At 68.6% G+C, this 26,365-nt stretch carries 19 protein-coding genes; 8 read left to right on the top strand and 11 right to left on the bottom strand.

The features are described from left to right. Nucleotides 1-46: 46 nt before the first annotated feature. Together ACNJ7E_RS43365 and ACNJ7E_RS43360 are read left to right on the top strand one after the other, a co-directional pair. Entirely contained in the window at nucleotides 47-1,243 is a 1,197-nt protein-coding gene (locus ACNJ7E_RS43365) for a class I adenylate-forming enzyme family protein (protein WP_280783540.1), read from the top strand. 26 nt (nucleotides 1,244-1,269) lie between these two features. Next, a complete protein-coding gene (locus tag ACNJ7E_RS43360; RefSeq protein WP_378471522.1) occupies nucleotides 1,270-2,235 on the top strand; it encodes an adenosine deaminase in 966 nt (321 codons plus the stop codon). A 12-nt stretch (nucleotides 2,236-2,247) separates the two neighbouring features. On the opposite strand, the gene ACNJ7E_RS43355 is transcribed toward ACNJ7E_RS43360, so the two are convergent. Both ACNJ7E_RS43355 and ACNJ7E_RS43350 read right to left on the bottom strand, forming a co-directional pair. Next, the gene (locus ACNJ7E_RS43355) at nucleotides 2,248-3,612 is read right to left on the bottom strand and encodes an amidase family protein (RefSeq protein WP_418342668.1); all 1,365 of its coding nucleotides are present in this window, start codon (nucleotides 3,610-3,612) and stop codon (nucleotides 2,248-2,250) included. 10 nt (nucleotides 3,613-3,622) lie between these two features. Continuing rightward, nucleotides 3,623-4,939, bottom strand: coding sequence for a D-arabinono-1,4-lactone oxidase (locus ACNJ7E_RS43350; protein ID WP_283354785.1), 1,317 nt, complete (start codon nucleotides 4,937-4,939; stop codon nucleotides 3,623-3,625). Nucleotides 4,940-5,040: 101 nt separating this feature from the next. Here ACNJ7E_RS43350 and ACNJ7E_RS43345 point away from each other — a divergent pair, with 101 nt between their 5' ends. Both ACNJ7E_RS43345 and ACNJ7E_RS43340 read left to right on the top strand, forming a co-directional pair. After that, a complete protein-coding gene (locus tag ACNJ7E_RS43345) occupies nucleotides 5,041-5,685 on the top strand; it encodes a TetR/AcrR family transcriptional regulator (RefSeq protein WP_105412733.1) in 645 nt (214 codons plus the stop codon). Nucleotides 5,686-5,746: 61 nt separating this feature from the next. Continuing rightward, nucleotides 5,747-6,946 carry an amino acid deaminase/aldolase gene (locus ACNJ7E_RS43340; protein ID WP_418342667.1) on the top strand — a complete coding sequence of 400 codons (1,200 nt, stop codon included), beginning with the start codon at nucleotides 5,747-5,749 and terminating at the stop codon, nucleotides 6,944-6,946. Here ACNJ7E_RS43340 and ACNJ7E_RS43335 read toward each other — a convergent pair. After that, nucleotides 6,931-10,398 carry a TM0106 family RecB-like putative nuclease gene (locus tag ACNJ7E_RS43335; RefSeq protein ID WP_418342666.1) on the bottom strand — a complete coding sequence of 1,156 codons (3,468 nt, stop codon included), beginning with the start codon at nucleotides 10,396-10,398 and terminating at the stop codon, nucleotides 6,931-6,933. The genes ACNJ7E_RS43340 and ACNJ7E_RS43335 overlap by 16 nt on opposite strands. 78 nt (nucleotides 10,399-10,476) lie before the next feature. Between ACNJ7E_RS43335 and ACNJ7E_RS43330 the strand changes: the two genes are divergently transcribed. Further along, nucleotides 10,477-11,100 (top strand): alpha/beta hydrolase, encoded by a 624-nt coding sequence (locus ACNJ7E_RS43330; RefSeq protein WP_280783548.1) that lies wholly within the window; start codon nucleotides 10,477-10,479, stop codon nucleotides 11,098-11,100. A 51-nt stretch (nucleotides 11,101-11,151) separates the two neighbouring features. Here the strand turns inward: ACNJ7E_RS43330 and ACNJ7E_RS43325 are convergent, their stop codons facing one another. The 4 genes from ACNJ7E_RS43325 to ACNJ7E_RS43310 all read right to left on the bottom strand — a co-directional run bounded on the left by ACNJ7E_RS43325 (nucleotide 11,152) and on the right by ACNJ7E_RS43310 (nucleotide 15,370). Next, nucleotides 11,152-12,939, bottom strand: a complete 1,788-nt coding sequence (locus ACNJ7E_RS43325; protein WP_280783549.1) for an AMP-dependent synthetase/ligase — start codon at nucleotides 12,937-12,939, stop codon at nucleotides 11,152-11,154. A 140-nt stretch (nucleotides 12,940-13,079) separates the two neighbouring features. Next, nucleotides 13,080-13,784, bottom strand: a complete 705-nt coding sequence (locus tag ACNJ7E_RS43320; protein ID WP_280783550.1) for a DUF8548 family protein — start codon at nucleotides 13,782-13,784, stop codon at nucleotides 13,080-13,082. A 99-nt stretch (nucleotides 13,785-13,883) separates the two neighbouring features. Further along, nucleotides 13,884-14,513, bottom strand: a complete 630-nt coding sequence (locus ACNJ7E_RS43315; RefSeq protein ID WP_418342665.1) for a phosphoribosyltransferase — start codon at nucleotides 14,511-14,513, stop codon at nucleotides 13,884-13,886. 59 nt (nucleotides 14,514-14,572) lie between these two features. Continuing rightward, nucleotides 14,573-15,370, bottom strand: a complete 798-nt coding sequence (locus tag ACNJ7E_RS43310) for a carbon-nitrogen hydrolase family protein (RefSeq protein ID WP_418342664.1) — start codon at nucleotides 15,368-15,370, stop codon at nucleotides 14,573-14,575. Nucleotides 15,371-15,478: 108 nt separating this feature from the next. On the opposite strand from ACNJ7E_RS43310, the gene ACNJ7E_RS43305 reads away from it, so the two are divergent. Further along, on the top strand, nucleotides 15,479-17,239 hold the full coding sequence (locus ACNJ7E_RS43305) for a DEAD/DEAH box helicase (protein ID WP_025432210.1): 1,761 nt from the start codon (nucleotides 15,479-15,481) through the stop codon (nucleotides 17,237-17,239). 36 nt (nucleotides 17,240-17,275) lie between these two features. On the opposite strand, the gene ACNJ7E_RS43300 is transcribed toward ACNJ7E_RS43305, so the two are convergent. From ACNJ7E_RS43300 to ACNJ7E_RS43290, 3 genes are all read right to left on the bottom strand, one after another. After that, on the bottom strand, nucleotides 17,276-17,908 hold the full coding sequence (locus tag ACNJ7E_RS43300; RefSeq protein WP_280783554.1) for a hypothetical protein: 633 nt from the start codon (nucleotides 17,906-17,908) through the stop codon (nucleotides 17,276-17,278). Between the two features lie 87 nt (nucleotides 17,909-17,995). Continuing rightward, on the bottom strand, nucleotides 17,996-18,547 hold the full coding sequence (locus ACNJ7E_RS43295; RefSeq protein WP_280783555.1) for a mycothiol transferase: 552 nt from the start codon (nucleotides 18,545-18,547) through the stop codon (nucleotides 17,996-17,998). 59 nt (nucleotides 18,548-18,606) lie between these two features. Continuing rightward, the gene (locus ACNJ7E_RS43290; protein ID WP_418342663.1) at nucleotides 18,607-20,973 is read right to left on the bottom strand and encodes an arylsulfatase; all 2,367 of its coding nucleotides are present in this window, start codon (nucleotides 20,971-20,973) and stop codon (nucleotides 18,607-18,609) included. Between the two features lie 240 nt (nucleotides 20,974-21,213). On the opposite strand from ACNJ7E_RS43290, the gene treS reads away from it, so the two are divergent. Together treS and ACNJ7E_RS43280 are read left to right on the top strand one after the other, a co-directional pair. Beyond that, complete coding sequence (gene treS / locus ACNJ7E_RS43285) at nucleotides 21,214-23,070, top strand: maltose alpha-D-glucosyltransferase (RefSeq protein WP_418342662.1); 1,857 nt, start codon at nucleotides 21,214-21,216, stop codon at nucleotides 23,068-23,070. Continuing rightward, nucleotides 23,067-24,470 carry a maltokinase N-terminal cap-like domain-containing protein gene (locus ACNJ7E_RS43280; protein ID WP_283332924.1) on the top strand — a complete coding sequence of 468 codons (1,404 nt, stop codon included), beginning with the start codon at nucleotides 23,067-23,069 and terminating at the stop codon, nucleotides 24,468-24,470. The genes treS and ACNJ7E_RS43280 overlap by 4 nt, the downstream gene beginning before the upstream one ends. On the opposite strand, the gene ACNJ7E_RS43275 is transcribed toward ACNJ7E_RS43280, so the two are convergent. Next, a complete protein-coding gene (locus tag ACNJ7E_RS43275) occupies nucleotides 24,451-26,349 on the bottom strand; it encodes an ABC transporter ATP-binding protein (protein WP_283332925.1) in 1,899 nt (632 codons plus the stop codon). The two genes, ACNJ7E_RS43280 and ACNJ7E_RS43275, sit on opposite strands and share 20 nt — an antisense overlap. Nucleotides 26,350-26,365 lie beyond the last annotated feature (16 nt).

Raw genomic sequence — 26,365 nt, 5'->3', positions numbered from 1 at the left:
GTGGCAACGTCCCGGTCGCGCAGCAGTGTCGTCAGCGGAGGTGCAGATGCCGTCGTCCCTCGTCGAGTACCCGAGTAGTGGTCCCTTCTTCCACGACGACCGGGTGGTCCGTGGCCGCGACGGCCTGCTCCGGTACGGCGGGCTCAACCCGTCGCTCACCGAGCTGCTCGACATCTCCGTGCACCGCTACGCGGGCCGGGTCGCCGTCGAGGAGGACGGTGGCCGGTCTCTCACGTTCTCGCAACTGTGGACGTCCGCGGCGCGGGTGGCCGGCGGGCTGAAGTCGAAGGGCGTCGAGATCGGCGACCGCGTCGCCGTCCGGCAGCCCGTGGGGGTTCGCTGGGTCGAGGCGTTCCTCGGGGTGTTGCTCGCCGGCGGCGTGCCGGTCGGGGTGAGCCCGGCACTCGACGACGCGCAGACCGGTGAGGTGCTCGCCGACAGCGAGTCGGTGCTGATCCTCGACGGCGAACTGCCGGAGGGCATCTCGTTCATCGACGACGGCGCGAGCCCCGACGAGCTGGTGCTGCTGTCGTACACGCCCGGCCCGTCGGAGTCCCCGACGGGTGTGGAGCTGAGCAACGAGAACGTCCTCTCGACCATCGAATCCGTGCTCCATGCGCGCGGGTTCAGCTCCGAGGGACTCCGGAATCTCCTCGTCGAACCCGAACTGCACACCGTCGGATCGCTCGTCGAACTTCTCTCGACGCTGGTGGTGGGCGGAACGGTCCTGCTGACCGGGAGCACCGACGCCGCGTCGTGGCGCGGCACCGGCGCCGACGTGCTCACCGCGGCGCCCGCCGTCCTCCTGCGGGCCGTGGAGAACTCGCGGGTGACGAGTTTCGGCCGCCGCGCGGTGCGCTGGATCGACTACAGCGGCTCCGGCCTGTCCCTGGAGCAGTCGCAGCTGCTCCGGCGGACGTTCCCTGCGGCCAGGCACTTCCTCGGATGGGGAATGACCGAGACGTGCGGCGCCGGGCTGGCGCTGCCCGACGAGTGCGCTCTGACACATGCGGGCAGCGTCGGTGTAGCGTTCGGCGGGATGGAGGTGGCCCTCCTCGGACCCGACGCCGGCCGCGGTGTCGGCGAATTGCTCTGCCGCGGTCCGGGAGTCAGCCGCGGCTACTGGAACCGGCCCGAGGTCACCGCGAGAACCTTTACGGGTGGCTGGTTTCACACCGGCGACACCGCGAATATCGACGGCGACGGCTTCGTCCGTATCGTCGACCGCGACACCGCTGCCTAGGTGGTGCGAAAGGCAGGTATCCACCCGTGAGCTCTCCCGTCGCCGAGCTGCACATGCACATCGAGGGTTCCCTCGAACCCGAGCTGATCTTCGCGCTGGCCGAACGGAATTCCGTGCAGCTGCCGTACACGGACCTCGACGATCTCCGGTCGCGGTACGAGTTCACCGATCTGCAGTCGTTCCTCGACCTGTACTTCGCCAACATGCAGGTGCTGCGGACGGCGCAGGACTTCGCGGACCTCACCCGCGCCTATTTCGCGCGGGCGTCGGCGGGCGGCGTCGCGCACGTGGAGTTCTTCTTCAACCCGCAGGCCCACGTCAATCGTGGTGTGCCGCTGCACGAGGTGCTCGACGGAATCATGGACGCGGTGGGCACCAGCGAGCGGGAGTTCGGCCTCAGCAGCGCTGCGATCGCCGCGATCCTGCGGGACCGTCCCGTGCACGAGGCGGAGGAAGTGTTCTCGGAGATCATCCGGTTGCAGACACCGATCGTCGGGCTCGGGCTGGACTCGGCCGAGGTGGGAAACCCGCCGTCGCTGTTCGAGGACGTGTTCGCCCGCGCCCGGTCGGAGGGGCTGCACGTGGTCGCCCACGCAGGCGAGGAAGGCCCGCCGGAGTACATCTGGCAGGCGCTCGACCTCCTCGGCGCCGAGCGCATCGACCACGGGGTGCGGGCGCTCGAGGACCCGGCGCTCGTGGCGCGTCTGGTGGACGAGGAGGTGCCGCTGACCGTGTGCCCGCTGTCGAACGTGCGACTGTGCGTCGTCGACTCGCTGTCCGAGCACCCGTTGCGGACCATGCTGGAGGCGGGTCTGCTCGTCACCGTGAACTCCGACGACCCCGCGTACTTCGGCGGGTACGTCGACGACAACTTCGCCCAGCTGCGGGATCAGCTCGGCCTCACCGATGCCGAGCGGGAAACTTTGGCGCGCAACTCGATCAAAGCGTCGTTCGCGAGCGACGCGCGCAAGGCGCAACTGCTCCGCGGCTGACGGTCCCCGCCGTCAGTCGATCAGCCCCGAGCCGCCGAGACCGGCGACGACGGCCAGGACGTCCCGGTCGCGACCGTGCGGGCCGACCAGGCAGAGGCCGACGGGAACTCCGTCGTCGGTGCGCAACGGCACGGTCGCGTTGGGCAGTCCGGAGATGGTCGCGAGGCACGTGAGCATGCCGGTGGCGCGCATCGTGTTCCGGAACCGGTCACCGCTGGGGTAGCTCGTCCGCTCGGGGGCCGTGGAGGAGGTCGCCGGCAGCAGGAGCAGGCTGTCGCCCACATACGCGGTGATCGTCTGCGACGCCTCGCCGAGCTTGATCAGCTTCCGGCCGTACGTGGATTCCCAGATGCGGCTCGCATCGGCGAAATTACGGCCGGGTTCGTCGCCGAGCGACGTCATCGCCCCGCTCACCCAGTCGCCGTGCAGCCGCCACGCCTCGTAGCCCTGCACGGCGACGACGGCGTCGTACCAGTCGGGAAGCCGGCCGATGTCCGTGTCGGTCCACGTCAGCCGGGGGAGGGAACTCTTTTCCCACGCGGTGAGGGCGCACCGCACCGCACCGAGCGCCCCCGCCTCGGCGACGGCGTTGATGCCGTCCGAGGTGAGCGCGCTACGGAACGGGGACTCCGCCGTGAGCGGGAGAAGCGCGCCGGAGACCGCGACGAGGGTGTCGAGGTCGCCACAGACCCACGCCGGGGTATCGAAGGTGGGGGACAGCGGAAACAGCCCGTCGGTGGAGACGGCGCCCCGGGACGGTGCGAAGCCGTACAGGCCCTGATACGAGGCGGGGATGCGGACGGAACCGGTGGTGTCGATACCCAATCCGATGTCGGCGGCGCCCTGCGCGACCGCACTCGCGGCGCCCGACGTCGCACCGCCGGGCAGGCGGTCCTCGGCGCGGGCGTTGGGCGGCGTGCCGAATTGCTGGTTGATGCCCGAATGCCCGTAACCGAGGTCGTCGGTCTGCGCCAGACCGACGACCCGGGCGCCCTGACCGAGGAGGCGCGCCACCACTGCGGCGGTACCCGTCTCGACAGGAGCCTCGGCGAGCCGCCGTCCGCTGCCCGCGCCGATCTGCTGTCCCGCAACGGCGTACAGGTCGGTGACCGCGAGTCGCATGCCGGCGAGGGGCCCGTCACCAGTTGGCGCGACCAGCGGATCGCCCTGCACGCGCCACGTCGCCTTGTCGACCGGCGCGAACTCGGACACCGCTCCGCCGCCCGGAACGGACAAGCCGTCGGGAAGCGGCGGAACCTCCGGGTCGTGCAGGCGTTCCCCGCACGCGCCGAGCATCACGGCGCCGATCGCCGCTGCACCGGACGCACCCGCGACGCGAAGGAAGTCGCGACGGTCGAAAGCTCGACTGGGGGTCACCTAGCTCACGTTAGCGACCCAGGACCTGCTGGAGGTACGCGTTGCCGAACATTCGCTCGGGGTCGTACTTGTCGCGCACGGCGACGAACTCGTCGAAGTTCGGATACGCGGGCCGCAAGTCGTCGGCGGTGCGGCCGTGCATCTTGCCCCAGTGCGGTCGCCCGTCCACTTCCCGGGCGATGGCCTCGACCGCGGCGAAGTACGGCTCGTGATCTCGGCGATGGTACTGGTGCACCGCGATGTACGCCGTGTCCCGGCCGTTCGCCGTCGACAGCCACACGTCGTCGCCCGCGGCGAACCGGACCTCGACGGGGAACGCGACCGTGAAACCGGACTTCTCCATCCACGCATCGATCGCCGCGAGAGTGTCGGGGAGGGCCTCGGTGGGAACCGCGTATTCCATCTCCCGGAACTTGACCCGGCGCTCCGACGCGAAGACGCGGTAACTGCGGTCGGTGAACTCGCGCGCGCTCAGCATGCGCGACGACAGCCGGTTGATCTTCGGGATCGTCGTCGGGGCAAGGCCTGCGACCCTGTTGATGCCCTCGAACAGGACATTCGCGAGCAGTTCGTCGTCGACGTAGGCCCGGACCGGGTGGAGGGGAGAAACCGGGGTGTCACCGGGTAGCCGGGTGTTGCGTTTCGTCAGCACGCGGCGGGTGTGGGGAAACCAGTAGAACTCGAAGTGGTCGATCGTGGTGCGGTCATGGTCGAGCCGGTCGAGGATGGCGTCCAACGACTCGGGCTTCTCGACGGCGTGCATCACGTAGTGCGGCACGCACTGGATCGTGACCTTCGAGATGATGCCCACGGCGCCGAGTCCCAGCCGTGCCGCCTCGAACAGTTCGGGATTGTCGGTGGGGGAGCAGTCGGCCACCGAGCCGTCCGCCAGCACCACCTGCAGGGCGCGGACCTGGGTGGCGAGACCTCCGAAACGCGCGCCGGTGCCGTGGGTTCCGGTGGACAGCGCACCTGCGACGGACTGCACGTCGATGTCGCCCAGGTTGATCATCGCCAGGCCACGGTGCCAGAGTTGCTCGCTCAGGTCGTGCAGCCGCGTGCCGGCGAGGACGGTGACGAGGGCGCCCGCCGGTTCGTCGAGGGTGACGGATTCGATCCCGGTGAGGGCGTCGAGGCTGACGAGGATCCCGTCGGTGACGGCGACCCCGGTGAAGGAGTGACCCGACCCGACGGCCTTGACCCGCTCTCCGTGCTCCGCGGCACCGGAGACGAGCGCGCTGAGTTCCTCCACCGAGCGCGGAGTCGCGAAGCGCAGCGGGTTCGCCGTCTCGGTGCCCGCCCAGTTGCGCCATGTGTCCTGTGCCATTCGCCCATCATGAACCTGGACGCTCGTCCAGGCAAATGGCGGGTTGGTCGGGCGTCCGTGTTGGTCGCGGGCGGGCCCCCCGCAGGTTCTACGATCAGAGGATGCTGAACAGGCTCCCTGCGGACGAACGTCGTGCCCAACTCGTCGAGTCGGCGCTGGCCATCGCGGAGCAGCGCGGCGTCGCGTCGGTCACGGTGCGTGCCGTGGCGGAGGAGGCGGGCGTCTCGCTCGGTGTGGTGCACTACTGCTTCGAGAGCAAGGAGGAGCTCCTCGCGGCGATGGGTGAGAGCCTGATTCTGCAGCTCAGCGCGTCGATGCGACTGGCGTTCGGTCAGGTGCGGCACGCGCCGGACCTGCGCGGGATCGACGGTCTGCGCGAACTCCTCCACATCGGGATCAGCGGAATGTGGCCGATCATCGAGGCCACCCCGGACCGTCAATTGCTGACGTACGAGATCACCGCGCAGGCCCTGCGGCACCGCGCGTCCGGGAGTGAGCGTGCCGGCGACATCGCCGGTCAGCAGTATCGGACCATGGACGAGGAGGCGATCGAGTTCCTCGCCGAGTGCGCCCGCATCGCCGAAGTCGGCTGGGCCACCCCGGTCGAGGCGATCGCGCGGTTCGGTCTGGCCATCCTGGACGGGCTCGTGCTGCGGTGGCTCGTGGACCGCGACAGCGAGGCGATGATCGCGGCGCTGGACGACATGGTGCACGTGATCGCGTCGAAGGCGGTCGAGCGGGCCTGAGCGGGTCCGATGTCGATCTGGACAATCGTCCAACTCGGTGGTTGACTGGCGTCGCAGACCGATGGACAAGATTGGACGAACTGTGACGCCCACGCTCGACCGTCTCATCGCCTCGACCACCGAGGTCGACCCGCCGCTGGCCGCGCTCGACCTGACCACGCTGCGCGCCAACGCCGCCGACCTGGTGCTGCGCGCGGGCGGCACCCCCGTCCGCGTCGCCAGCAAATCCGTTCGCTGCCGCGCGGTACTCCAGGTCGCACTGGGGGAGAAGCTCACCGGGGCCGGCGGGTTCCGCGGGATCATGGCGTATTCACTGCGCGAGGCGATCTGGCTCGCCCGCCGCGGCGCGGACGACATCCTCATGGGCTACCCGACGGCCGACCGCGGCGCCCTCGCCGAACTCGCAGCCGACCCCGAACTGCTGAACCGGATCACGTTGATGGTCGACAGCGACGACCACCTCGACTTCGTTCTCGCCGCGGCCGGCGCCACCTCCCTCCGGGCCCGGCTGTGCATCGACGTGGACGCCTCGCTGCGGCTCGGCCCCCTCCACATCGGGGTCCGCCGTTCCCCGCTCCGCGAACCGTCCGCCGTCGCCGCCTTCGCGAAGCGCGCCGCGGGGCGGGGGTTCGCCGTCGTCGGCGTCATGTTCTACGAAGCGCAGATCGCGGGTCTGCCCGATTCCAGTCCACCGATCGGCTGGATGAAGCGGGCGTCCGCGAACGAACTCGCGACCCGGCGCGGTGCCGTGGTGAACGCCGTGCAGTCGGAGGTCGGGGTGCTCGAAATCGTCAACAGCGGGGGCACCGGCTCGCTCGAGGTGAGCTCCGCGGACCAGGTCGTGACGGAGGTGACGGCCGGTTCCGGCCTGTACGTCCCGACGCTCTTCGACAGGTACCGCGCGTTCCGTCCGCACCCGTCGCTGTACTTCGCCCTGTCGGCGGTCCGGCGGCCGACCCCCGGCATCGCGACGCTGTTCGGCGGCGGCTACATCGCCTCCGGTCCCGCCGGGGGCAGTCGCGTGCCCACGCCGGTGTGGCCGCCGCGGCTGAAGCTACTGCGCAACGAGGGCGCCGGCGAGGTCCAGACCCCGGTGACCGGAAAGGCGGCAGCGGATCTCGCCATCGGCGACCGGGTGTGGTTCCGGCACGCGAAGGCCGGCGAGCTGTGCGAGCGGTTCACCGAGGTGCACCTCGTCGAGTCGGACGGCTCCCGCACCGTGGTGCCCACCTACCGCGGCGAAGGTCAGTGCTTCGGCTGACCGGTGAGCCGCATGAAGGCACCCAGCTCGGTCAGACCTTCCGGGGTGCTCGGCATGTACTGCGTCAACGATTCCGACCGGATGATGATCGCCGCCCACTTGCCGCGGGACACCGCCACGTTCATCCGGTTCCGCGACAGCAGGAACGACATGCCGCGCGGCACGTCCTCGATCGCCGACGCGGTCATCGACACGATGGCGACGGCAGCCTCCCGCCCCTGGAACTTGTCGACCGTGCCCACCTCGACCTTGTCGAGACCGACCGCGGCCAGATCACGTTCGATCAACCCGACCTGCGCGTTGTACGGCGCCACCACCAGGATGTCGGACTCGTCGAGTGGGCGGGTGCCCTCGAACTCGCTGGGATCGGTCCACCCGGAACCGAGCAGCTTCGTGATCCGGTTGACCACCTCCCGCGATTCCTCCGGGGATTGGGTGGCGTTGCCCTGGTGGTCGACGAAGACGGTGTGCACACCCGGCTCCAAGCCGTCGAGTCGCCGTGCGGCACCGGCCGATTCCTGCGAACGCAGCTTGCCATCGTAGGACAGCGTCGACACGGGTGCGCACAGTTCCGGGTGCATCCGCCACGTGCGTTCGAGGAAATAGCCCCGACTCGCGGGCAGAGCCCCGTGCCCCTCGGCGAGCCACCCCAGGGCCGACGCGTCCACCGGTTCCGGATGGGTGCCCTGGCTGACCTGCGGAAGTTGCTGGGGGTCGCCGAGAAGCAGGAGGTTGCGGGCCGCGCCGCCGACCGCGATTGTGTTGGCGAGAGCGAACTGCCCGGCCTCGTCGATGACCAGCAGATCGAGGCTGCCGGGCGGAACGCGGTCGGTGTTCGCGAAATCCCAGGCGGTCCCGCCGATCACGCAGCCCGTTTCCTCGGCCTGGTCGATGAAACCGGGGTAGTCGTTGGAGCTGATGTCGGTCCACGTCGCGGCGCGATGCCGCCCGTCCTTCTTCGCGACGAGTTCGGCGGGGAGCCCGGCCTTCACGACGCCGCCGAGCATGTTCTCGATCACCGAATGCGACTGTGCGACCACGCCGATCCGCCAGTGGTGCTGCTCGACGAGCGCCTTGATCACCCGGGCCCCGGTGTACGTCTTGCCGGTGCCGGGAGGCCCCTGCACCGCGACGTACGAGTCTTCGAGGTCGAGTAGTGCCGCGGTGATCGCGCCCGCGTAGTCCGTGCCGTCGACGGGCGGGAGCGGGTTCCCGCTCCGGGTGCGCGGGTCGGACCGCCGCAGAATGTCCACCGGCGCGCACAGCGGAAGCTCCGGCAGCGGGGAGCACATGTCGTCCGCGGCCACCGCAATGGACGATTCGATGCGGTCGGTCGTGATCGGGGGACCGGGGGTGATCGCCGTCGGAAGTTGCACGTACTCCTCGCCGTTCAGGAGTTCCTCGACGATCACCACGTCGCGGCGCCTGCCGTCCTTCCCGACGTCGAGTACGTTGACCGTGCACGTTCCCCGCTGCTGCGGATTGTCGCCCGCGACCGCCTCGGGTGCGGGAATGTCGTACAGCGCGTACATCGTGGTCTTGGGCCCCACCGTGCTCCCGGTCCCGAAACGGCCGGTGAGCTGCAGGCGCCGGCGCAGCTTGCGCTGCCGCGGACTGCTCTTGTGCCAGTTCTCCTCGACGACCGCGGACGACACCACCAGAACGTCCCGGATGTCCGACAGTTCGTCGTGCGGCACGACCAGCCGGTCGAAGTGCGCCCACCAGAACGGTTTCCGCTCGCGGCGGTGGTAGCCGACCGCAGCAGCCATGAGCGCGGCCGCCTGCTGGTCGTGCCCCCGATGCTCGCTCGGTCCGTGCCCGGCGAACTCGCGCAACGCCGCCTCCGCGGGGGTGCAGTCCTCGGTCACCGGGGTGGGCCCGTCGCCGGGCGGCCGGAGAGCCACGCCGTGCGTCTCCGCCTGCCCGATCAGCCAGTCGCGCAGCCGCAGCGTGGAATCGCAGTCGTACTCGTTGTAGTCGGCGATGCCCTGCAGCAGCGCGCGTGCCTCGTCCTCCCGGCCGTTGTCGCGGTGATCGCAGTAGTCGGCGTACGCGACCACCGACGCGGCGGCATTGGTGACGTCGCCGTCGCGCGGCTGCTCCGGCATGTACAGCGGTTCGAGTTTCTTGATGCTGTAGGACCGTTCACCGATGCGCAGGCACCCGCGCACCACCGGATACAGGTCGACGAGGACGTTGTCGCGCAGCAGGGTGTCGACGGTCTCCTCGCCGACGCCGTGCCGTCCCGCCAGCCGCAGCAGCGCCGACTTCTCGTACGCGGCGTAGTGGTAGATGTGCATGTTCGGGTACTGCTGACGGCGCGCGGTGACGTAGTCGAGGAAGTCGACGAGCGCCTGCCGCTCCTCGGCGCGGTCGTGTGCCCAGAACGGCCGGAACACGGCGGCGTCGGCGGGACCCTCAACCACGCCGAAGAGGTATTCGAGACCCCAGTCCGTGGATCCGTTCTCGGCCCAGAGCGGGTCTCCCTCGAAGTCGAAGAAGATGTCGCCGTCGTCCGGTTCGGGTAGCCCGCCCAGAGCCTGCGGGGCGTACACCTGGAACTCGGGGGTGCCCGAGGACTCCTGCCGCAACTGCAGGGCCGCCTGCGCGCGCAGCGATTCGAGGGTGCGCTCGGGGAGGCCCTCGACGCTGCCCGCATGCGCGGCGAGGGCGTCGAGTGTGCCGATCCCGGCCGCGATCAGCCGGCTCCGCTGCGTCGTGCGCATTCCGGCCACCAGCAGGAGGTCGCGGTGCTGCTCCACCTCCGGGGTGCACGTGTCGCACCGGCCGCACGCCGTGTACCGGGGGTCGCCCCACTCCGCGAGCGACTGCTCGTCGCGGTGCTCGTCGAGAATTCGTTCGAGCGAGGACCGTCGCGCGGAGTACACGGGAACGATGTCGCCGAGCGAGTGCGCCGAGTCGCTGTCGTCGCCGAGCAGCAGGTGGACGTCGGGGGACGTCGGGATCCCGTTGTCGGCCAGCGCTTCCGCGTACGCGGCGAGCTGCAGCAGGGCCGACACTTTCGCGTGTCGTGACAGTTTGGTGTCGTAGACGGCATACGTGTCGCCGTCGCGGACGAGGAAATCGCAGAAACCCAGGAAGCGGCCGTCGAAGAACGTCCCCTGGTACACGACATCGGCGCCGCCGCGGATCGCCTCCACGGTGGCCAGGTTCGCGTCGAACAGACCCAGCGCGGTGTATTCGGGACGGTCCATCGCGACCACCCCGTCGCCGTACTCGGCGCGGAACTGCTCGAGCCGGCGATGTTCGTGCGCATCGCCGAGGCTCGACGTCCGTCGCAGCATCGGATCGTCGTCGACGGACGGGGCGGCGGAACCGGCGCCGGCGAGCCCGAGCGTGGCGTCCAACCGGCGCAGCAACGCGAACTCGCAGGTGGCGGCCGCGGAGAGGTCGCTGGCGCTGTAGACGATGGTGTCGTCGAGGAGGAACACAGCTACGTCCCCAGTTCTGCCGGTGAGTTCACCCGGCCGATTGTGCCATCGGGGTGCGACAGGCCCAGAATGGCAGCCATGCCCTTCTTCGACGGCCACTCCGGACGAGTCCACTACCGGCACTGGAGCGCGGTGGGAGGACCTGTCGCCCAGTTGGTGTTTCTCCACGGCATGGGGCAGCACACGGGTCACTACCACCGGTTCGCGCGCGGACTGACGCCTGCCGGAATCGGGGTGTGGGGAATCGACCAGGCCGGTCACGGATTGTCCGAAGGCGACCATCCGGGATCGGTGGCGGACCTGGCGGAGGACGCCGCGCTTCTCACCGGCCTCGCCGGCAGGCACGCGCCGGATGTTCCGCTCGTGCTCATGGGGCATTCGCTCGGTGCCGCGGTCTCGATGGAACTTCTCGCGTCCGGTGACTCCGGTTTCCGGGGCGCGATTCTGTGCGGGACACCGAAGACCGCCGCCGTGCAGCAGACGGCGGACGCGCTCGGGTCACTCGGGATACCGCTGCTCGCGGTGCACGGCGTGGACGACCGCATCGCACCGATCGACCCCGTCCGGGACTGGGCGGCGGGGATCGCATGCCTCGAATTCCGGGAGTTCGACGACGCCGGCCACGACCTGCTTCACGAGAAGGTCCACACATCCGTGACCGCGGTGGTCCGCGACTTCATTCTCGGCGCTGCGCACCCGTGAGTGCGCGAGGAGTCTCTGCACTCCTCGAGCACTCACGGGCGGCGGAGCCGCCTACGCGTAGATGGCCTCGATGGCCGCGCCGTGCTCCTTGTGGATGACGTTCCGCTTGAGCTTCAGCGTGGGCGTGAGCTCACCGGTCTCCTGCGTGAAGTCGACCTCGAGGATGCGGTACTTCTTGATCCGCTCCGGGTTGGACACCTTCTTGTTGCCCTCGGCCACGGCCTCGTCGATCTCGGCGACCAGGTCGGGGTTCTTCACCAGTTCGGACACCAGGGTGTCGGCGGCCAGCCCGTGGCGTTCCTTCCAGCCCGGGAGGGTTTCGGAATCGAGGGTGATCAGCGCGCCGATGAACGGCTTGCCGTCGCCGACGACGAGGCACTGGCTGATCAGCGGGTGCGCGCGGAGCGCGTCCTCGAGGACCGCGGGCGCGACGTTCTTGCCGCCCGCGGTGACGATGATTTCCTTCTTACGGCCGGTGATCGAGATGTAGCCCTCTTCGTCGATCGAGCCGAGGTCGCCGGTGTGGAACCAGCCGTCCCGGATCGAATCCGCGGTGGCCTGCTCGTTGTGCCAGTACCCGCCGAAGACGACGGGACCCTTCAGGAGCAGTTCGCCGTCCTCGCCGATCTTCGCGGCGTGACCGTCGATCGGCTTGCCGACGGTGCCGACCTTCTGCGCGCGGGTGGTGTTCACGGAGATGGCGGCGCTCGTCTCCGTGAGGCCGTAGCCCTCGTATACGGGGACGCCGATGCCGCGGAAGAAGTGACCGAGGCGTGCACCGAGCGCGGCGCCACCGGAGACGGCGCGGTCGCACTCGCCGCCGAGGGCGGTGCGCAGCTTCGAGTAGACGAGCTTGTCGAACAGGGCGTGCTTGAGCTTGAGACCGAGCCCGGCGCCGCCGTTGTCCTGCGCCTCGCTGTACGCGATGGCGGTGGCGGACGCCTTCTCGAAGATGCTGCCCTTGCCGCCGTCGTACGCCTTCTGCTTGGCGGAGTTGTAGACCTTCTCGAACACGCGCGGCACCGACAGGATGAAGTGCGGCTTGAACGCGGCGAACTGGTCGAGCAGCGTGGTGAGGTCGGCGGTGTGCGCGACCGTGACCTTGGCGTCGAACGCACCGAAGGAGATGGCGCGAGCGAAGACGTGCGCGAGGGGCAGGAACATCAGGGTGCGCCTGCCGGCGTACATCGCGTCGCTGAGCGCCAGCTTCACGGCAGCGGACTCCGCGTAGAAGTTGGAGTGGGTCAACTGCACGCCCTTGGGGCGGCCCGTGGTGCCCGACGTGTAGATGAGGGTCGCGGGGGAGGACGCGCGCACCTGGTGACGACGCTCGTGCAGCTGCTCGTCGGTGACGACTTCGCCGCGCTTCGACAGCTCGTCGATCGCGCCGCCCTCGATCTGCAGGACCTCACGCAGGTCCGGCGCTGCGTCGGTGACGACCTTCAGCGCGTCGGCCTGCTTGGCGTTCTCGACGACCAGCAGCGATGTGCCGGAGTCTTCGAGGATCCACTTCGCCTGATCGGGTGCGGACGTTTCGTAGATGGCGACGGTGCACCCGCCTGCCGTCCAGATCGCGTAGTCGATGACGACCCACTCGTACCGGGTCGCCGACAGGATCGCGACGCGGTCGCCGAGCTCGACGCCGGAAGCGATGAGGCCCTTCGCGACGGCGGACACCTGCTCCGCGAACTCGGCGGCGGTGACGTCTACCCACCCGCCGTTGCCGGGGCGCTTGAACGGAACGAACTTCGGGTCTTCCTCGGCATGACGGAAGACCGTGTCCGCCATGGAGGCGTCCTCCGGAATTGAGAACGACTGCGGTACCGAGAATTCACGCACTATGACCCCTCCACTGAAACGACATGACGGATGTGCATTCGATCACATTTGTCCCAGTTTCGCACCAGGGTCGATGTCCGTTATGTGTATTTCTTACCTGGACCAGCGGAGATAAGTGTAACTCGGCGTAAACTGATAACTCAGGCGGCCTCTTCGAGACGCCGCGAGTTCGCCGACAGCCAGCGCCGGATCGCATAGTTCAACTGGTCCGGATCGACACCGAGTTCGGTCGCCGTCGCGTCGAGGATCTCCTCGGCCAGGCCGTCGTCGGTGGCTTCCGAAATTCCGAGCGCGCCGCTGATGAACACATCCGCCACCCGATTCGGCCGGACACCCGGGATCCCGGCGAGCATCAGGAAGTGCGCCCACGTGACGTCGCTGCTCTCCCCGCACACCTCGATCCACGCGTCGTGGATCTGCTCCAGGGCGGCTTCGTCCCGGGCGGCTTCGAGGAGGTCGTCGATGCTGTTGATCCGGAGCTGGTGTAGTCGCTCCGCCGCCAGCTGGATGTGACGCGCCTCGATCGGCACACCGGTCGCGGAGTACCGCCGTTTGTACGAGCCGACCTTGCCCGCCCACTGATCCGAGCTGCCCGCCTCCTCGAACGTGCGGAGAAGGTCGCGGGCGCCGTCGGTGAGGGGCTGATCGGGGTGCGCCCGCCGGTACGCCAGGTAGCGGTCGACGACGGCGACCTCGCTGTGCCCGGCGCTCGACTGCACCGATTCGATGATGCAGAGGGCGAGGCTGTGCCGGTAGGCATCGGAGGTGACCCAGCCGGACGGGTCGCCCAATCGGTCGCGGCAGGCGGTGACGACGGTTTCGACGGTATCGGCAGAGACGGTCACGAGATCCTCCAAAGGCAGTCTGTTCTGTGCTCTGTCCGGTGTATCGACAGGGCCTCCGGGAACGTTGCACTGGCGCTGAAGATTCCTCGAGAACCACCGTCAGTGGTGGGTCAGCAGGTCTGTGACCTCGGTGTCCGAGAGTTGATGGAAATCGTCGTACGCGTTGCCGACGCCGCCGAGATCGGCCGGAACGTACGGGCAGACCACCTCGTCGGCGGTCACGCGCAGACGTCCGACGGCCTCGGGCGCCGCCACCGGAACCGCGACGATCACGCGCGCCGCGCCCAGTTTCCTCACCGATTGGCAGGCCACCGCCGCGGTCGCGCCCGTGGCCATGCCGTCGTCGACGAGGACGGCCGTGCGGCCCTTCAGTGATGCTCGCGGCTTGCCGCCGCGCAGCACCCGCGCCCGCCGTTCGAGTTCGCGGCGCTCCTTCGCCTCGACCATGGCGAGTGCGGTCTTGCTGATCCGGGCGATGCGGAGGACGTCGTCGTTGATCACCCGGGATTCGCCCTCGCCGATGGCACCCATGGCGAGTTCCGGCTGCCACGGGACACCCAGTTTGCGGACGAGGACCACGTCGAGGGGCGCCGACAGGGCGGCAGCGATTTCGAACGCGACGGGGACGCCGCCGCGCGGCAGGCCGAGCACCACCAGATCGGTGCCGCGCAGGTGCTCCAGTCCGGCGGCCAGTCTGCGGCCGGCGTCGGCGCGACTGGTGTACAACATCGAACGCTCCGTGATCGGGGAGAACTGTTCGTCTCCGACGCTACTCCCGATCCCGCCGTTCAGATCTCGCTGACGGTGAATCGGCGCAGCGCGAGGGCGGGGTTTTTCTCCCGCACCTCGGTGATCCGCTCCGCGCTGACCTCCGCGACCGCGGTGCCCACCCGCTCACCGAGTGACGCGAGGGTCACGCCCATCGGATCGACGATCATGCTGTTCCCGGCCCCGGTGCGCGCGCTCTGGTCGGCGGCGGCGACGTACACGGTGTTCTCGATGGCGCGCGCCCGCACGAGGGTGGACCAGTGGTCCTCCTTCAACGGCCCGGGCACCCACTGCGCGGGCAGCAGCAGCACGTCGGCTCCCGCGTCGACGATGCGGCGGGTGACCTCGGGGAACCGGAGGTCGTAGCAGGTCTGCATGCCGAACGTGAGGCCGTCGACGGCGAACGTCTCCGGGGCGCCGATCTCCCCGGCGCGGATGACGTCGGACTCCTTGTAGCCGAACGCGTCGTACAGGTGGAGTTTGCGGTAGGTGGCGACGATGTCGCCGCCCGGTCCGAGCGCGACGAGGGTGTTGGAGATGTGATCGTCCCCGGGCAACTGCTCGTTGACCCCCGCCACCAGGTGGACGTCGAGTTCCTTCGCGGTCGCGGCCAGCCCGCTGACGAACTCGCCGTCCAGGCCCTCGGCCGACTCGACGATCCGCTCGTCGGTTCTCGGCGCCGTGAACATCGCGTACTCCGGCGCCACCACCACCTTCGCGCCGCGGCCCGCGGCCTCGGCGGCGAGCGTGCGGAGGGTGCGCAGGTTCTCCTGCTTGTCCTGACTGGGAGCGAACTGAATGACAGCGACATCGACCATGCCGTCCACGCTAGGCGACGAGGTGCGGCAGGTGTCTCCCGTCCCGGTCGCCGCGTATTTCCGCGGCGTGGCGATGCACTGTGGACTCGTGCACTAAACTGCTGGTCAATGAGTGATATCGAGCGTGACCCCGAACCCCCCACTTTTGCCGACCTCGACATCGATGATCGGGTCTTGAAGGCACTGTCCGATGTGGGCTACGAGTCGCCCTCGCCGATCCAGGCAGCCACCATTCCGCCCCTCCTCGCCGGCAACGACGTCGTCGGCCTGGCGCAGACCGGCACCGGCAAGACCGCTGCGTTCGCGGTACCGATCCTCTCGAAGATCGACCTGACGCAGAAGTCGCCGCAGGCGTTGGTCCTCGCTCCGACGAGGGAACTGGCGCTGCAGGTCGCGGAGGCGTTCGGCAAGTACTCCGCCCATATTCCGGGCCTGCACGTCCTGCCCATCTACGGTGGTCAGAGTTACGGCGTCCAGTTGTCGGGGCTGCGGCGCGGCGCACACGTCGTGGTGGGCACGCCCGGTCGAGTGATCGACCACCTGGAGAAGGGCACGCTCGACCTGTCCAAGCTCTCCTACCTCGTCCTGGACGAGGCCGACGAGATGCTGAAGATGGGTTTCCAGGAGGACGTCGAGCGCATCCTCGCCGACACTCCGGAGTACAAGCAGGTGGCGCTGTTCTCGGCGACGATGCCGGGGGCCATCCGCAAGATCTCGAAGCAGTACATGCACGATCCCGTCGAGATCACGATGAAGTCGAAGACGTCGACGGCCTCCAACATCTCGCAGCGGTACGTCCAGGTGGCGCACCAGCGCAAGCTCGACGCCCTGACGCGTGTCCTCGAGGTCGAGGACTTCGAGGCGATGATCATCTTCGTGCGCACCAAGCAGGCCACCGAAGACCTCGCGGAACGACTGCGCTCGCGCGGATTCTCCGCGTCGGCGATCAACGGCGACATCGTGCAGGCGCAGCGTGAACGGACCATCGGCCAGCTCAAGAGCGGCGCCCTCGACATCCTCGTGGCCACCGATGTGGCCGCGCGTGGCCTGGACGTGGACCGCATCTCCCACGTCGTCAACTACGACATCCCGCACGACACGGAGTCGTACGTCCACCGGATCGGACGTACCGGTCGCGCCGGGCGCGCCGGCGAGGCGTTGCTGTTCGTGGCACCGCGCGAGCGGCACCTGCTCAAGGCCATCGAGAAGGCGACCCGTCAGCCGCTGGCCGAGATGCAGCTGCCCAGCGTCGACGACGTCAACGCGCAACGTGTGTCCAAGTTCGGCGACTCGATCACCGAGAGCCTCACGTCCGACAATCTGGCGTTGTTCCGCAAGATGATCGAGGACTACGAGCAGGAACACGACGTGCCGCTCGCCGACATCGCCGCCGCGCTCGCGGTGCAGTCGCGCGACGGTGAGGCGTTCCTCATGGCGCCCGAACCGCCGCCCGCGCCCCGCCGTGAGCGCGAGCCCCGCGAACGCCCGGCGCGCCGGTTCGACGACGGCCCCCCGACGCGGTCGCGTGGACCGGAGGGCCAGGAGCTCGCGACGTACCGCATCGCGGTCGGCAAGCGGCACCGTGTGGTGCCGGGTGCGATCGTCGGTGCCATCGCGAACGAGGGTGGGCTGCGGCGCAGCGACTTCGGGCACATCAGCATCCGCCCGGACCACAGCCTGGTGGAGTTGCCCGCCGACCTGTCCAGCGAGACCCTCGAGGCTTTGCGTCGTACCCGGATCTCCGGAGTGCTGATTCAGCTGCAGCCCGATTCGGGTCCGCCGTCGGGCCGACCGCGCGGTGGCCGCGACGATCGGGCAGGCGGAAAGTTCCAGCGCGACCGGGACAGCCGGAAAAGGCCGCGCGAGTAGTTCTCACGCGGCCCTCCCGAAGGGGATCCCCGGCGGTTACGCCGGGGGAGCGGGAGCCGGGGCGGGCTGTGCCGCCTCGGCGGGCAGCGGGCCCTCCTCTGGAACGAAGAACGAACCGACGGTCGGCAGCACGTAGCAGGTCGCGTTGGTGTAGCCGACGGTGCCGAAGATCGATGCCACGACGGTGCCCGCGCCCGTCGCCACGACTTTGTTCAGCGCCGGGTAGCCGCCTTCGGTGACGCCGTCGAGGGGCAGGATTCCGCTGGCGCCGGTCTTGGTGTTGATCCACGCGACGTTGAGTCCCGAGGACTTCACGACACCGGGGTACGCGGAGAGGGCCTGGAAGCTGATCTCGTTGGCCTTCACCTCGGCGGTGGGCCCGGTGGTGCCCGACGCCAGCGTCAGGGTGACCGGTGCGACGGTGCCGCAACCCACGGTCGGTGCGGTGTAGAGGAACGGGGTGTACGCGCCCGCGACGTCATGCAGCACCGTCGACGTGGCCAGCGCCTCGACCGCGGCCTTCGCCTCGGGCTTGTCGGCCTGGGTGCGCAGTTCGGCGATGCCGGGGACGTCGGGGGTGGCCGGTTCGGCCGCTGCCGTGCCCGACAGGCCGAAAGTCGCCGCGATACCGACCGTTGCCGCCGCGATCGTGCGTCGCATCACGCTCATACCGTCCACCTGAACTCCTCGTTGTCTCGTCCGGGCGGCTCTGCAGCGCCGCCCGAGCGGAGAATTTACCCGAGAGAGCGGAAACAGTCAGGACCAGCTGCCACCGCCGGCCAGCGTATCGGCGCGCGCGCCGTCGAGGGATTGCCGGATGATGTCGGCGTGACCGGCGTGCCGGGCGAGTTCCTCGATCTGGTGCAGCAGCATGTACCGGACCGTGAAGACGACTCCCGACGCCATCCACTGCGCCACGTCGGCGGGCAGGTCGACGTCGCGATCCAGATCGGTTTCGGCGGCGACGGCGGCCTCGGTAGCGCGCTGGGCGTCGTCGAAGCGGGCGAGCAGGGCGTCGACGGTCTCGTCCTCGGTGACGTTCCATGCGGCCATCCACGCTGCCACCGGGTCGTCGCCGACATCGCGCGGAGCCCCGGTGATGCGGGAGGTCATCGCCTCTTCGCCGTCGATCACGTGCTTGAGGAGGGACGCCAGGCTCATCTCGCTGGCGCTGGGCACACTGCGGGCCTGCTCCTCCGTCAGCCCGGACATCGCGTTGCGGAAGGCGGTGCGCTGGTTGTCCAGCATGAGGAGAAGGAGTCCGCGCTCGTCGGAGATGGGATTCTGGGTGCTGGGTGTCTCGGTCATGCATTCAGTGTTGCGCGGATAGCGGACACCTATCGTCCTCGATCAGCGTCCTTTCGAGCTCATTGGCGGGACGTCGCGACCCTCGCCACCTCCGCCGGGTCGATCAGATGGGAGTGGTCGTCGTCGCCGACGTCGATCTGCACTACGTCGATTCGCCCGTTGAACTTCGTTTCTCCCACGTAGTGGGCGCTGACCGGCATCCCGTAGTCGTCGCCGATGTCGGTCGTCTCGTCCGCGGAGAAGATCATCGGCTGCGTCTGTTCGACGCGCCCGGAGCCGACGCTGCGGCCGTCGTAATAGAGGGTGACGTCGCCGCCCTTCGCGAGACCGCCGCCGTCGTAGGCGAACTCCGCTCGAATCTGACGACCGCCTGCGGGCAGGTCTTCGGTGGCCTCGGTCGTGAACTCCTTCATGCCGAGGAGGTTGTAGACGAACGCGGCCCGCCCCTCCTTGACGTAGAGGGCCCATCCGCCGAAGCGGCCGCCCTGCGCGATGACGACACCGTTGGTGGTGGCGTTCTTCGCCGTCTCCACGGCCGCGGTCACCGAGAACGACCGGTTCTTGATGTCGATGACGCTGTGCTCGCTGAGCCGCTTCATCCCGGGAAACAGCACCTGCCTGCTGCCGGACACCAGTTGGGGACGGCCGGCGATCGTCGGGTTGAGGCGTTCGAACCGGCGGTCGTCGATGGGCAGCACGTTGTATTTCACTGCTTCGATCAGCCACAGGCGCTGCAACGCCGCGAGTTTCTCGGGCATCTCCGCGGCCAGGTCGTGGGCCTGCGTCCAGTCGGTGGTTCCGTCGTAGAGTTCCCACACGTCGTCGTCGAGCGCGGGCAGCACCTCGTTCGGTAGCCACGGGGTGCTGTGCCGGGTGACGGCGCTCCAGCCCTTGAAATAGATGCCGCGGTTGCCTGCCATCTCGAAGTACTGCAGGTCGTGGCGTTCCGGGGCGTCCGCCTCGTCGAAGCTGTACACCATGCTGGTGCCCTCGATCGGTGCCTGTTGCACCCCGTTCACGAACGTGGGCTCCGGCAGTCCGGCGGCCTCGAGCACCGTCGCCGCGACGTCGATGACGTGGGTGAACTGGGACCGGGTCTCGCCTCTACTGCTGATGCCGGCGGGCCAGTGCACGATCGTGCCGTTGCGGGTGCCGCCCCAGTGCGAGGCAACCTGCTTGGTCCACTGGAACGGCGCGCACATCGCCCACGCCCAGCCCACCGAGTAGTGGTTGTAGGCGTCCGTGGTCCCGAGTTTGTCCTTCACCTCCGCCATGAACTCCGGCGTCTCGATCGCGGCGAGGCCGTTGAAGTTCGCCATTTCGTTGAATGCACCGTTGAGCGTTCCTTCGGCGGAGGCACCGTTGTCGCCGATGATGTAATAGACGAGCGTGTTGTCGAGAGCGTCGATCGCGTCGATCGCATCGATCACGCGGCCGACGTGGAAATCGGTGTGCTCGAGGAAACCCGCATACACCTCCATCTGACGTTCCAGCACCGGCTTCAGCGCATCGTCCATCTCGTCCCACGCCGGGATCGCATCCGGGCGCGCGGTCAGCTCGGCGTCGGCGGGCACCACCCCGCGCTGCTTCTGCTGTTCGAGGATCGACTCACGCTGCGCGTCCCAGCCGCCTGCGAACCGGCCGGCGTACTTGTCCGCCCACTCCGGCGGCACGTGGTGCGGTGCGTGAGTGGCGCCGGGGGCGAAGTAGACGAAGAACGGCTTGTCCGGTGCGAGCGCCTTCTGGGTGCGCACCCAGTCGACGGCGTGGTCGGCGAGGTCCTCGGTGAGGTGGTAGCCCTCCTCGGGTGTCTTGTCGGGCTCGACTGGGGCGAAGCCCTCGTAGAGCGCCGGGTAGTACTGGTTGTTCTCGCCCCCGATGAACCCGTAGAAGTACTCGAACCCGCCGCCGCCGGACGGCCACGCGTCGAACGGTCCGACCGGCGAGGTCTGCCACGGTGGCACCTCGTGGCACTTGCCGAACTGGGCCGTCGAATAGCCGTTGAGTTTCAATGTCATCGGCAACGCAGCCTTGGTGTTCGGACGGAGCCCGGACGAACCGGGCGCCGACGTCGCCGTCTCGGTGATCATGCCCATTCCGACCGAGTGATGATTGCGGCCACTGAGCAGAGCCGCACGGGTCGGTGCGCACAAGGCGGTGGTGTGGAACCGGGTGTACGTGAGCCCCCCGCCCTGCAGTCGCTCGGCGGTCGGTGTCTGCGCGGGCCCGCCGAACGCGCTGCTGGCGCCGAATCCCACGTCGTCCAGGAGGACCACGAGCACATTCGGGGCGCCCTCGGGTGGCAGCAGCGGCTCGATGGGCGGGAACGAGGTGTCCGGATCCTTCGCGTCGTAGGTAGTCAGACCGAGATGCTGCCGATCGGGAATCGGAAGAACCTCGCGACGCTCGCCCGTTCGATCCACCATGGCTACTCATTCCGTTGTCTCACATCGGAACGCCCGACGGCGCCTGCCGAAATTCAGAATAGTCGCAGGCTGCAGCGCCCCGAGTGCGTTTGGACCGGACGGACATGACTTGGCCCTGCTCACCGGAACCGGGGGAGGCTGCGCGCGTCCCCAGCGGTTCGGGCAGGACCGACCTACGATCGAGGCACGTGTCCGGGGAACGCCCCTGTTCCTGTGATCGAGTCGCGAACCGAGGTGCTTATGGCCCTGGAAGATTCGTCGTCGGCCTTCGCCGACCCGTCCCGGGAGGGCGCGGCCTCACCGGAGCACGACCTCGAAGGCCACATCATCGAGGCCCGGTCCGAAGACTTCTTCCACGCCAGAGAACTGCAAGTGGACAACGAGTGGTTCAAGACCGCGGTGTTCTACGAGGTGCTGGTCCGCGCGTTCGTCGATTCCTCCGGCGACGGAACGGGCGATCTCCAGGGGCTGACGTCCAAGCTCGACTACCTGTCCTGGCTCGGCGTCGACTGCCTGTGGCTGCCGCCGTTCTACGACTCACCGCTACGCGACGGCGGTTACGACATTCGCGACTTCCGCGCCGTGCTCCCGGAGTTCGGGACGGTCGAGGATTTCGTCCAGCTCTTCGATCAGGCGCACCGCCGCGGGATCAGAGTCATCACGGACCTGGTGATGAACCACACGTCCGACACGCACGCATGGTTCCAGGAGTCGCGCACCGACCCCGAGGGCCCGTACGGCGACTTCTACGTGTGGTCGGACCGTGACGAAGGGTATCCGGACGCGCGCATCATCTTCGTCGACACCGAGACGTCCAATTGGACGTGGGATCCGGTGCGCAAGCAGTACTACTGGCATCGCTTCTTCTCCCATCAGCCGGACCTGAACTACGACAATCCCGACGTCCAGGACGCGATGATCGACGTGCTGCGATTCTGGCTGGACCTCGGAATCGACGGCTTCCGGCTGGACGCCGTGCCCTATCTGTTCGAGCGGGAGGGCACCAACTGCGAGAACCTCCCCGAGACGCATGCGTTTCTCAAGAAGTGCCGGGCCGTCATGGACGCCGAGTACCCGGGGCGGGCGCTGCTCGCCGAAGCCAACCAGTGGCCGTCGGACGTCGTGGAGTACTTCGGGGAGCCGGACGTGGGCGACGAGTGCCACATGGCGTTCCACTTCCCGTTGATGCCCCGCATCTTCATGGCCGTGCGCCGGCAGAACCGGTTCCCGATCTCCGAGATCCTCGCGCAGACCCCGCCGATTCCGAGTTCGTGCCAATGGGGAATCTTTCTCCGGAACCACGACGAGCTGACCCTCGAAATGGTGTCGGACGAGGAGCGTGACTACATGTATTCCGAATACGCGCAAGATCCGCGGATGAAGGCGAACATCGGCATCCGGCGACGTCTCGCGCCGTTGCTCGAGAACGACCGCAACCAGCTCGAGCTGTTCACCGCGCTGCTGCTGAGCCTGCCGGGTTCGCCCGTCCTCTACTACGGCGACGAGATCGGCATGGGCGACAACATCTGGCTCGGCGATCGGGACTCGGTGCGGACTCCCATGCAGTGGACGCCCGACCGCAACGCCGGATTCTCCCGTGCCGACCCGGCTCGAATGTATTTGCCGGTCATCATGGATCCCACGTACGGCTACCAGTCGGTGAACGTCGAGGCGCAGATGAACTCGACCAACTCGTTGCTGCACTGGACCCGCCGCCTGATCCAGGTTCGCAAACAGCATCCGGCGTTCGGAACGGCGTCGTTCACCGAACTCGGCAGCGCGAACCCGGCCGTCCTGTCGTATGTGCGGGAGACGCCGCCGAGTCGGGACCGCCCGTACAGCGACGTCATTCTGTGCGTCAACAACCTGTCCAGGTTCCCGCAGGCAGTGATCCTGGACCTCACCCAGTTCGCCGGCCGAATCCCCGTGGAGCTCACCGGTTCCGTTCCCTTCCCCGCGATCGGGGACGACGGATACATGATCACCCTTCCCGGTCACGGATTCTTCTGGTTTGCGCTGCAACCGGATCCGAAGTCCGGCGGCGCGGTGAGCGGACACCCGGTCAGCAGCGAAGCGGAACAGGCGGTGCAGCAGTGAACGAACCCACCAGTGAACGCATTCCCGACGAGACCCTCGAGCGGCAACTCGTGCGGTGGTTGCCGGACCGGCGGTGGTTCGCCGCCAAGGGCACCACCATCGCGGCGGTGCGGATCCTGCTGCGGCACGAACTGACATCGGCGTTCGGGTTCTCCGCCGAGCATCTCCTGGTGTCGGTGGAGTTCGAGGCGGGGCCGCCGCAGGTGTACCAGATACCGCTGGGGTTCCGCAGTCATCTGCCCGAGGACCTCGAGCCGTGGGCGCTGCCGGACGGCGACGGGAACGTCATGATCGCGTACGACGGCCTGCACGATGCCGAGATCATCACCCTGTACGCCGACCTGCTGTCGGAAGCGGAGGGATCCGGGCCGGTGCAGTTGAAAACGGTGCCGGGCACGGTGATCGAACCGGGGCTCCGTGGGCGGACACTCGGCGCGGAGCAGTCGAACACGTCGGTGGTGCTGGGGGAGAAGCTCCTGATGAAGATCTTCCGTCTGGTCACGCCGGGCGTGAACCCGGACGTCGAACTCCACCTCGCGCTCGCCGAAGCGGGCAGCGAATACGTGGCGACGCTGCGAGCGTGGATGGAGACGGACGTGGCCGGGATTCTGACGACCCTCGCGATGGTCCAGGATTTCGAGGCCAACTCGGCGGACGGGTGGAGCATGGCGCTCGGCAGCGTCCGCGACCTCCTGATCGAAGCGGATCTCCACGCCGCGGAGTTGGGGACGGACTTCGCCGGTGAGTCCTACCGGATGGGCGCCGCCGTCGCCGAGGTGCACGCCACCCTGGCGCGTGCGCTCGGTGCGGAGGAACGACAGGTGGCGTCGACGACCGTGGAGGCGATGACGCGCAGGCTGGACGCCGCCACCTCGATCGTTCCCGAACTGGGGGAGGTGGCGGCGGCGGTGCGGGGCAAGTTCGCCGAGGCGGAAGCTCTGGGCGCTACCACCGTCCAGCGGATCCACGGCGACCTCCACCTCGGTCAGGTGCTGCGGACACCGGAGCGCTGGCTGCTCATCGACTTCGAGGGGGAGCCCGCCAAGACGCTCGACGAGCGCCGGGAACGGGACAGCCCGTTGCGGGATGTCGCGGGAATGCTGCGGTCGTTCGACTACGCCGCTCACCACCTGCTGGCAGATTCGGTGCCGATGGGAGCGATGGGGGCGGCGTCGCAGCGGGACTTCCGCGCGAGGGAGTGGGCGCAGCGCAACGCCGACGCCTTCTGTGAGGGCTATGCCTCTGTGTCGGGCACCGACCCGCGTGAGGCGGCGGCGTTGCTGCGGGCCTACGAACTCGACAAGGCGGTGTACGAGACCGTGTACGAGGCGAGGAACCGTCCCAATTGGATCGGCCTGCCCCTCTCCGCCATTCGTAGACTCACCTCAGCACCTCGGTGAGCGTCGGGGACGACACCGTGCCCGGGTCGAACTGAGTGCGGTACAGCTCCTCGTATCGGCCGCCCGCGGCGAGCAGCTCGGAGTGGGTGCCGCGTTCGACGATGCGCCCGGCCTCGACCACGAGGATCAGATCAGCCGCGCGGACGGTCGACAGCCGGTGCGCGATCACCACCGCGGTCCGTCCGGCGAGGGCCTCGCCCAGCGCCTCCTGGACGGCGGCCTCGGACGTGGAGTCGAGGTGCGCCGTCGCCTCGTCGAGGATGACCACCCGCGGATGCGCGAGCAGCAGGCGCGCGATGGTCAGCCGCTGGCGTTCGCCTCCCGACAGCCGGTAGCCGCGTTCGCCGACCACCGTGTCGAGGCCGTCGGGCAGGGCCGCGACGAGGTCGGTGAGCCGCGCCCGTTCGAGCACCTCCGCGAGTTCGGCCGGCGTGGCACCCGGCCGGGCGAGCAGGAGATTGGCCCGCACGCTGTCGTGGAAGAGGTGCCCGTCCTGAGTCACCATGCCGACGGTGGCCCGCACGGAGTCGGCGGTCAGGTCGCGCACGTCCACCCCGCCGAGTTTCACCGAGCCCGCGTCCGCGTCGTAGAGCCGGGGAACCAGTTGGGCGATGGTGGACTTGCCGGCTCCGGACGATCCCACCAGCGCGACCATCTGCCCGGGTTCGGCGCGGAACGACAGCCGGTGCAGCACCTCGACGCCGCCGCGGGTGTCGAGGGTCGCGACCTCCTCGAGCGATGCCAGCGACACCTTGTCGGCCGAGGGATACGCGAATTCCACGGAGTCGAACTCCACCGACACCGGGCCGTCGGGCACCGCGACCGCGTCGGGCTTCTCCGCGATCAACGGCTTCAGGTCGAGGACCTCGAAGACGCGCTCGAAGCTCACCAGCGCGCTCATCACGTCCATGCGTGCGCTGGCCAGTGCGGTGAGGGGCGAGTACAACCGGGTCAGCAGCATCGCCATCGCGACGACGGCTCCCGCGTCGAGTTGTCCGCGCAGCGCGTAGAACCCGCCCAGTCCGTAGACGAGCGCCAGCGCGAGAGCGGACACGAGCGTGAGCGCGGTGACGAACACCGACTGCAGCATCGCCGTGCGGACACCGATGTTCCGTACCCGCCGGGCACGGACCGCGAACTCGGCGGACTCCTCCGACGGACGGCCGAACAGCTTCACGAGGGTGGCACCCGGCGCCGAGAACCGCTCCGTCATCTGAGTGCTCATCACCGAATTGTGGTTGGCTGCCTCACGATTGAGTTGAGCCAGCCGCGCGCCCATCCTGCGGGCGGGCAGGACGAAGATCGGCAACAGCAGCAGTGCGCACAGCGTGATCTGCCAGGAGATCCCGATCATCACGATGAGCGTGATGCCGAGCGTGACGAGGTTGGACACCACGCCCGACAGCGTGTCGCTGAACGCGCGCTGCGCACCGATCACGTCGTTGTTGAGGCGGCTGACCAGCGCGCCGGTGCGAGTGCGGGTGAAGAAGGCGATCGGCATCCGCTGCACGTGGTCGAACACGGCGGTCCGCAGGTCGAGGATCAGGTTCTCGCCGATGCTCGCGGACAGCCACCGCGTCCACAGGGCGAGAGCGGATTCGAGTACGGCGATGACCGCGATGAGCGCCGCGAGGCGCACGATCACGGACACCGCGTCGCCGCCGACAATGGCGTTGACGACCCGGCCCGCCAGCACCGGGGTGGCCACCGCCAGCGCGGCCGTGACGACGCTGAGCAGTAGATACCACCCGAGGCTGCGACGGTGGGGCAGAGCGAACCGGGCTATCCGCCGCAGCGTCGTGCGGGAGAAGGGTCGACGATCCTCTTGGGCGTGCATCGCGTTGTACATCGCGTTCCACGCCGTGACTTCCATGCTCATGCCAGCGGCCTCCTGT

The organism is Rhodococcus mengyinensis (assembly GCF_048381435.1).
GTDB lineage: Bacteria > Actinomycetota > Actinomycetes > Mycobacteriales > Mycobacteriaceae > Rhodococcus_F > Rhodococcus_F opacus_D.
This window is presented reverse-complemented; position numbering and strand designations above follow the sequence as displayed.

What these genes read in the sequence shown, in the direction of transcription:
- ACNJ7E_RS43365 (WP_280783540.1), top strand. Translation starts at nt 47, where the DNA reads ATGCCGTCGTCCCTCGTCGAGTACCCGAGTAGTGGTCCCTTCTTCCAC.
- ACNJ7E_RS43330 (WP_280783548.1), top strand. Translation starts at nt 10,477, where the DNA reads ATGCCCTTCTTCGACGGCCACTCCGGACGAGTCCACTACCGGCACTGG.
- ACNJ7E_RS43300 (WP_280783554.1), bottom strand. Translation starts at nt 17,908, where the DNA reads ATGAGCGTGATGCGACGCACGATCGCGGCGGCAACGGTCGGTATCGCG.
- ACNJ7E_RS43305 (WP_025432210.1), top strand. Translation starts at nt 15,479, where the DNA reads ATGAGTGATATCGAGCGTGACCCCGAACCCCCCACTTTTGCCGACCTC.
- ACNJ7E_RS43340 (WP_418342667.1), top strand. Translation starts at nt 5,747, where the DNA reads ATGGACAAGATTGGACGAACTGTGACGCCCACGCTCGACCGTCTCATC.
- ACNJ7E_RS43275 (WP_283332925.1), bottom strand. Translation starts at nt 26,349, where the DNA reads ATGAGCATGGAAGTCACGGCGTGGAACGCGATGTACAACGCGATGCAC.
- ACNJ7E_RS43295 (WP_280783555.1), bottom strand. Translation starts at nt 18,547, where the DNA reads ATGACCGAGACACCCAGCACCCAGAATCCCATCTCCGACGAGCGCGGA.
- ACNJ7E_RS43290 (WP_418342663.1), bottom strand. Translation starts at nt 20,973, where the DNA reads ATGGTGGATCGAACGGGCGAGCGTCGCGAGGTTCTTCCGATTCCCGAT.
- ACNJ7E_RS43345 (WP_105412733.1), top strand. Translation starts at nt 5,041, where the DNA reads ATGCTGAACAGGCTCCCTGCGGACGAACGTCGTGCCCAACTCGTCGAG.
- ACNJ7E_RS43315 (WP_418342665.1), bottom strand. Translation starts at nt 14,513, where the DNA reads ATGTTGTACACCAGTCGCGCCGACGCCGGCCGCAGACTGGCCGCCGGA.
- ACNJ7E_RS43350 (WP_283354785.1), bottom strand. Translation starts at nt 4,939, where the DNA reads ATGGCACAGGACACATGGCGCAACTGGGCGGGCACCGAGACGGCGAAC.
- ACNJ7E_RS43310 (WP_418342664.1), bottom strand. Translation starts at nt 15,370, where the DNA reads ATGGTCGATGTCGCTGTCATTCAGTTCGCTCCCAGTCAGGACAAGCAG.
- treS (WP_418342662.1), top strand. Translation starts at nt 21,214, where the DNA reads ATGGCCCTGGAAGATTCGTCGTCGGCCTTCGCCGACCCGTCCCGGGAG.